Genomic DNA, 5,658 nt, shown 5'->3' on the forward strand with positions numbered 1-5,658 from the left:
GGGGGACCTTCTAGATGTTTCCTCCTGCCCCTGTTTTTTGGGTTTGTTTGGTGCGTTCCCACCCCCCCAAACCCCCCACGACAACCTGCGGCAAGTCCGGAACCGGAACCGGAATCGCCCATCGCCATTCGCAAAAGTGAACGTGAATCTCGAGAGAGGGGCGCATCGTGCCCAAAGGTCAGGTCGGCGGCACCGGTGTGCCGCGGGGCAAGCGTTCGGCCACGGAGAGAGGAAGGGCGCCGGTGGAGGCCGGGGCCGCCGGCGGCGGCGGCGCTCCGGGTGTGGCCGCGTCGGCCGCTGCCTCAGGCGGCGGGGTCGCCGTAGCCGCGCCTCCTCTTCTCCTCCGGCAGCTCCCGCCGCCGAAGTCGGTTGTGGTTGCCCTTCCTCCCGCCGTTCTTCCCGCTGCCGGGCTCGCCGGGGTTGCCGCCGCCCTCGTTCTCCCCGTCGATCGGCCCGGGATCGGCTGGCTTCTCTCCGGGATCGCCGCCACCGTCGCCGTTTTCATTGCCGATCGGCGGTCGAGGGACCAAAGCGCCGCTCAACCCTTCACCTGGGTCAGCGCCGGCTGGGCGCTCCTCACCCTCGCCCTCCTCGGCATGGGCGCCATCCGCGCCTCCGGGTGGCTCTTCGTCCTCTGCGTGCTCGCTGCCGCTGTCACCGGATCCCTTGCGGTGGTCGGGAAGCGGACCGTCAACACCTTCCTCTACGACATGTTCGCCGTGCCCGTCGAAGCTCTCCGCGCGATCCCGTGGGCCGGGCGCGGGGTCGGGCGGTTCACCGCCCGGCGGGACGGCGTCGCGCGCCGGATCGCGCTGGCCGTGCTGGCGACCGCGGCGATCGTGGCCGTTTTTGTCCCCCTGCTGGCCAGCGCCGACGCCGCCTTCGCCGCCATCGTCAACGCCATGATCCCCGACCTGAGCCTCGCGACCCTCGTGCGCTGGTGCCTCGTGTTCGCCGCTGTCGCACTACTGGTCTCCGGCGCTTGTTACTTCCTCGCCGCGCCACCGCAAAGGTCTCCGAACGACCGTCCACGAAGGACAAAACACGGTCTGGAATGGACGGTCCCGCTCACCGTTCTCGTCCTGCTCTTCAGCGTCTTCGTCGGCGTCCGGCTGGTCGTGCTCTTCGGCGGCACCGAATACGTCCTGCGCACGAGCAACCTGACCGCGGCCGAGTACGCCCGCAGCGGCTTCTGGCAGCTGTGCGCCGTCACCGTCCTGACGCTCGCCATCGTCACCGCGGCCCTGCGCTGGGCGCCGGACACGACCAGGGGCGACCGGCTCCGGCAGCGCGTCCTGCTCGGGGCGCTCAGCGCGCTGAGCCTGGTGCTCGTCGGGTCGGCGTTGAGTCGCATGTGGACCTACCAGCAGGCCTATGGCTTCACCGTGCTCCGGCTGCTCGTCGAGGTCTGCGAGCTCTGGTTCGGCGCGGTGTTCGTGCTGGTGTGCGCGTCACTGGTCAGGCTGCGCTCGACCTGGCTGCCCCGCGCGGCGATCGGCACCGCGGCCGTGGCGCTGCTGACGCTGGCCGTCCTCGATCCCGAACGGCTGATCGCGAACGAGAACCTCGACCGCGCCGCCGCCGGGAAGCCGCTGGACCACGACTATCTCGCCGGCTTCTCCGCCGACGTCGTCCCGGTGGTGTCGGCGCGGCTGCCGGAGCCGCTGCGGACATGCGTGCTGCGGCTGGTCCTCGACGGCGACACGCCGGACGGCTGGCCCGCCTGGAACCTAAGCCGCGCATCGGCGCGGGACGTCCCGCTTGGCCGGTGCACCTGAACCGAACCGGGGTCCGTTGCGTAATGAACAACGGTGCGCGGAAGTCACCGGGTCGTCGTGGGGGCGGCCCGGCGGCTTCCGCGCCCCCGGCACTCAGAACGCGAAGACGTCGTCCGAATCGCGGTTGGCGACGCAGCGGTTCGGGAACGTCGTGCGGAACGAAACCGGCTTGCCGCGCCAGGAACCGACCACCGTGACGTCGACCGGGGCGTAGATCAGCGTGCACGCCTGGTGCCGCGGCGTGATCTTCGTGAAGTCGCCGCCGGCGCCGGAGAGGACCGCGCACGCGTTGTCGCGCTTCGGGTGCGTGCCGCCGGTCGGGTCGCAGGTCAGCACCACCGAGCCGATCCGGTTGGCGGTGTCGTGGCTGCTGAGCTGCAGCGTCGACGCCGGCGGCTGCGCGGGCGCGAGGCAGCTCAGGCTCATCAGGCAGGCAGCGAGGGGGAGGAGGGCCATATCGGTTCCATCGGCAGCCGGAACCCGATCACTGTGCTCCCCGTCCGGGTGAGTCTTCTTCGCTCGGCCGGGTGATGTCGAGGGCCAGCAGCGCGACGTACAGCGAGAGCATCGACTCCGGGTCCTCCAGTCGGACGCCGAGGACCTGCTCGATCCGGGCGAGCTGCTGGTAGTACGCCGTCCGCGAGGTGTGCGCGGCGACGGCCGCCGCCGACTTGTTGCCACCCTGCGCGCAGTAGTGGCGCAACGCCTGCACCAGCCGGCTGCCCGAAGCCGCGTCGCGCTGCAGCAGCGGCCCGAGCTCGCGCACCGCAAACGCCGTGACCCGCTCGTCGCCCGCCAGCAGGTGCAGCAGGCCCCGCAGCCGGACGTCGGAGAGCCGGTGCACCACCCGCTCCTCGCCCGAGCCCAGGGCCGCGGCCGCGACCTGCCCGGCTTCCAGCAGCGTGCGGCCCGCTTCAGCCGGCGTCAGCACCGTCGTGCCGACCGCCAGCACGCCCGGCGCGCTGCCGCGGGCCTCGTGGACGTCGGTGGCGAGCCGGTGCAGGACGGTGTCGGCGTTCGCCTCCGGGGACAGCGCGAGCAGCGCCCGGACGCCGAGGTCGTCGGTCGCCACCAGCGCCGACACCTTCGCGCGGCGCGCCGCGAGCACCGTGGCCTCGGCCAGCTCACGCAGCACCGGCGGCGTGGAGAGCGCGGGACGGTTGCCGGCCAGGCGCGGCCGCACCGCCAGCCCGACCAGCTGCCGCCCGGTGAGCGGCACGGCCAGCGCCGAGGCGCGCGCCAGCAGCTCCGCCGACGGCGCCGGCGAGGTCAGCAGCTCGGCGAGCACCGCGCGGTGGGCCTGCCGTTCGAGCCCGTCGGTCTCCTTGGCGACCAGCCGGTGCACGGCCAGCGCGGACGCGGCCCGCTCGGCGACCACCCGGTGGCGGTGCGGCGGCGGGTCCGCGCAGACGACGACCAGCCGTCCCCAGTCGTGCCCGCGCGCGCCGACCACCGTGACCAGCCAGCCCGACCCCGAGTGGTAACCGGTCCGCTCGCCGACCTGGACCACGCGCGAGCGGCCCGGCCAGCCGGCCAGCAGCTCGGCCGGGTCGGCGCCCGCGGCGTCGTAGGCGAGCACCTCGTGCGCCAGCGTCTCCAGCACCACCGGCTGCTCGGTCAGCCGCGCGACCTCGGCCAGCACCACGCCGGGTTCGGCGCCCGCGACCGTCAGCGCGGTGAACGTCTCGTGCACCCGCTCGGCGGCACGCAGCTCGGCGACCTGGGCGTCGACGATCTGGCCGTTCACCGCCTCGGTGACGCTCACGTACCGCGTCTCGCGCGAGAGCGTGACCAGCGGCAGGCCGTGCTCCTCGGCCGCCTCGACCAGGGCGGCGGGGAGCTTGTCGCTCCAGTGCCGGACCAGCTCGATCACCAGGCCGGCCGCGCCGACCCCGGCCAGGTCGGCGACGTACCGGGCCAGCGAGGGGCCGTCGTCGGGCAGGGCGACGCCGGTCGTCAGCACCAGCTCGCCGCCGCGCAGCAGGTGCGCGATGTCGGCGATCTCGGCGACGTGCGCCCAGCGCACCGGCGCGTCCAGGCCGGCGACCCCGGCGACGACGTGCGGGCGCCCCTGGCGCAGCACCGGCAGCGCGAGCACCTCGGCGACGGTCGGGTACATGGCTCCTCGCGAATGATCGGCAGGGACAGACTGTACGGCCGGGACGCGGAGTCCGTACACGTTGTCGATGGCGTCCGCGTGGCGCGCGCCCGGACACTCGCAGGAGACGTCCCCGACCGAAGGAGCGCACCGTCGTGACCGACCGCATCACCCACTGGATCGACGGCAAGCTGTTCGCGGGGCCGACCGAGCGCTCCGGCGAAGTGTTCGACCCCGCCACCGGCGAGGTCCGGGGCCAGGTCGACTTCGCCGGGCAGGCGGAGGTCGACGAGGCCGTCGCCGCCGCGGCGGCCGCGCTGCCGGGCTGGCGCGGGACGTCGCTCGCCGGGCGGACGCGGGTGCTGTTCGCCTTCCGCGAGCTGCTGTCCGCCCGCAAGCACGAGCTGGCCAAGATCGTCACCAGCGAGCACGGGAAGGTCGAGTCGGACGCGGCGGGCGAGATCGCGCGCGCGATCGAGAACGTCGAGTTCGCGTGCGGCGCCGCGCAGCTGCTGAAGGGTGGTTTCAGCGAGAACGCCTCGACCGGCGTCGACGTCTATTCGATCGCCCAGCCGCTCGGCGTGGTCGGCGTGATCTCGCCGTTCAACTTCCCGGCCATGGTGCCGCTGTGGTTCGTCCCCAACGCGCTGGCCTGCGGAAACACCGTCGTGCTCAAGCCGAGTGAGAAGGACCCGTCGGCGGCGGTGTTCCTCGCGGAGCTGTTCGCCGAAGCCGGCCTGCCCGCGGGCGTGCTCAACGTGCTGCACGGCGACAAGGTCGCCGTCGACGGGCTGCTGGAGCACCCGGACGTCAAGGCGATCTCGTTCGTCGGGTCGACGCCGATCGCGCGCTACGTCTACGAAACCGGCACCCGCAACGGCAAGCGCGTGCAGGCCCTCGGCGGCGCGAAGAACCACATGGTCGTGCTGCCGGACGCCGACCTCGACCTGGCCGCCGACGCCGCGGTGTCGGCCGGCTTCGGCTCGGCGGGCGAGCGCTGCATGGCGGTGTCGGTGGTCGTGGCCGTCGACCCGGTCGGCGACGAGCTGGTTGCGAAGATCGCCGAGCGGATCTCCCGGCTGAAGGTCGGCGACGGCCGTGACCCGTCGTCGGAGATGGGGCCGCTGGTGACCGCCGCGCACCACCGGCGCGTCGAGTCCTATGTGGACGCCGGGGTCGAGGCGGGCGCGTCGCTCGTGGTCGACGGCCGGGGCGTCGAGGTGCCGGGTTCTTCGGACGGCTTCTGGCTCGGCCCGACGCTGTTCGACCACGTCCGCCCGGAGATGTCGATCTACACCGACGAGATCTTCGGCCCGGTGCTGGCGGTCGCGCGCACGGCGTCCTACGACGACGCGCTGGCGCTGATCAACGCGAACCCGTACGGCAACGGCACGGCGATCTTCACCGGCGACGGCGCGGCGGCGCGGCGGTTCCAGAACGAGGTCGAGGTCGGCATGGTGGGTGTCAACGTGCCCATCCCGGTCCCGGTCGGCTACTACTCGTTCGGCGGCTGGAAGGACTCGCTGTTCGGCGACAGCCACGCGTACGGGCCGGAGGGGTTCCACTTCTTCACGCGGACGAAGGTCGTGACGTCGCGCTGGCCGGACCACTCGCACGCCGGGGTGAACCTGGGCTTCCCGCGCAACTCCTGAGCGCGGCTTGGGGGGGGGGGGGGTTTTTTTTTTTTTTCCTCCCCCCACCCCCCCCCCCCCCCCCCCCCCCCCTCCCCCTCCCCCCCCCCCCCCCCCCCCCCCCCCCCCCCCCCCCCCCCCCCCCCCCCTA

4 protein-coding genes are annotated in these 5,658 nt (G+C 73.1%); 2 read left to right on the forward strand and 2 right to left on the reverse strand.

The window, feature by feature from the left end:
- The first annotated feature begins 371 nt into the window (after positions 1-371).
- Positions 372-1,778 (forward strand): DUF4153 domain-containing protein, encoded by a 1,407-nt coding sequence (locus tag ACZ63E_RS06545; protein WP_465334881.1) that lies wholly within the window; start codon positions 372-374, stop codon positions 1,776-1,778.
- Positions 1,779-1,871: 93 nt separating this feature from the next.
- Here ACZ63E_RS06545 and ACZ63E_RS06550 read toward each other — a convergent pair whose 3' ends face one another.
- Together ACZ63E_RS06550 and ACZ63E_RS06555 are read right to left on the reverse strand one after the other, a co-directional pair.
- Positions 1,872-2,204 carry an SSI family serine proteinase inhibitor gene (locus ACZ63E_RS06550; RefSeq protein ID WP_465335505.1) on the reverse strand — a complete coding sequence of 111 codons (333 nt, stop codon included), beginning with the start codon at positions 2,202-2,204 and terminating at the stop codon, positions 1,872-1,874.
- A gap of 58 nt (positions 2,205-2,262) precedes the next feature.
- Positions 2,263-3,897, reverse strand: coding sequence for a PucR family transcriptional regulator (locus tag ACZ63E_RS06555; RefSeq protein ID WP_465334883.1), 1,635 nt, complete (start codon positions 3,895-3,897; stop codon positions 2,263-2,265).
- A 134-nt stretch (positions 3,898-4,031) separates the two neighbouring features.
- On the opposite strand from ACZ63E_RS06555, the gene ACZ63E_RS06560 reads away from it, so the two are divergent.
- Complete coding sequence (locus ACZ63E_RS06560; RefSeq protein ID WP_465309514.1) at positions 4,032-5,528, forward strand: CoA-acylating methylmalonate-semialdehyde dehydrogenase; 1,497 nt, start codon at positions 4,032-4,034, stop codon at positions 5,526-5,528.
- Positions 5,529-5,658: the final 130 nt, after the last annotated feature.

The sequence above is a fragment of the Amycolatopsis sp. NPDC104819 genome (assembly GCF_055583145.1).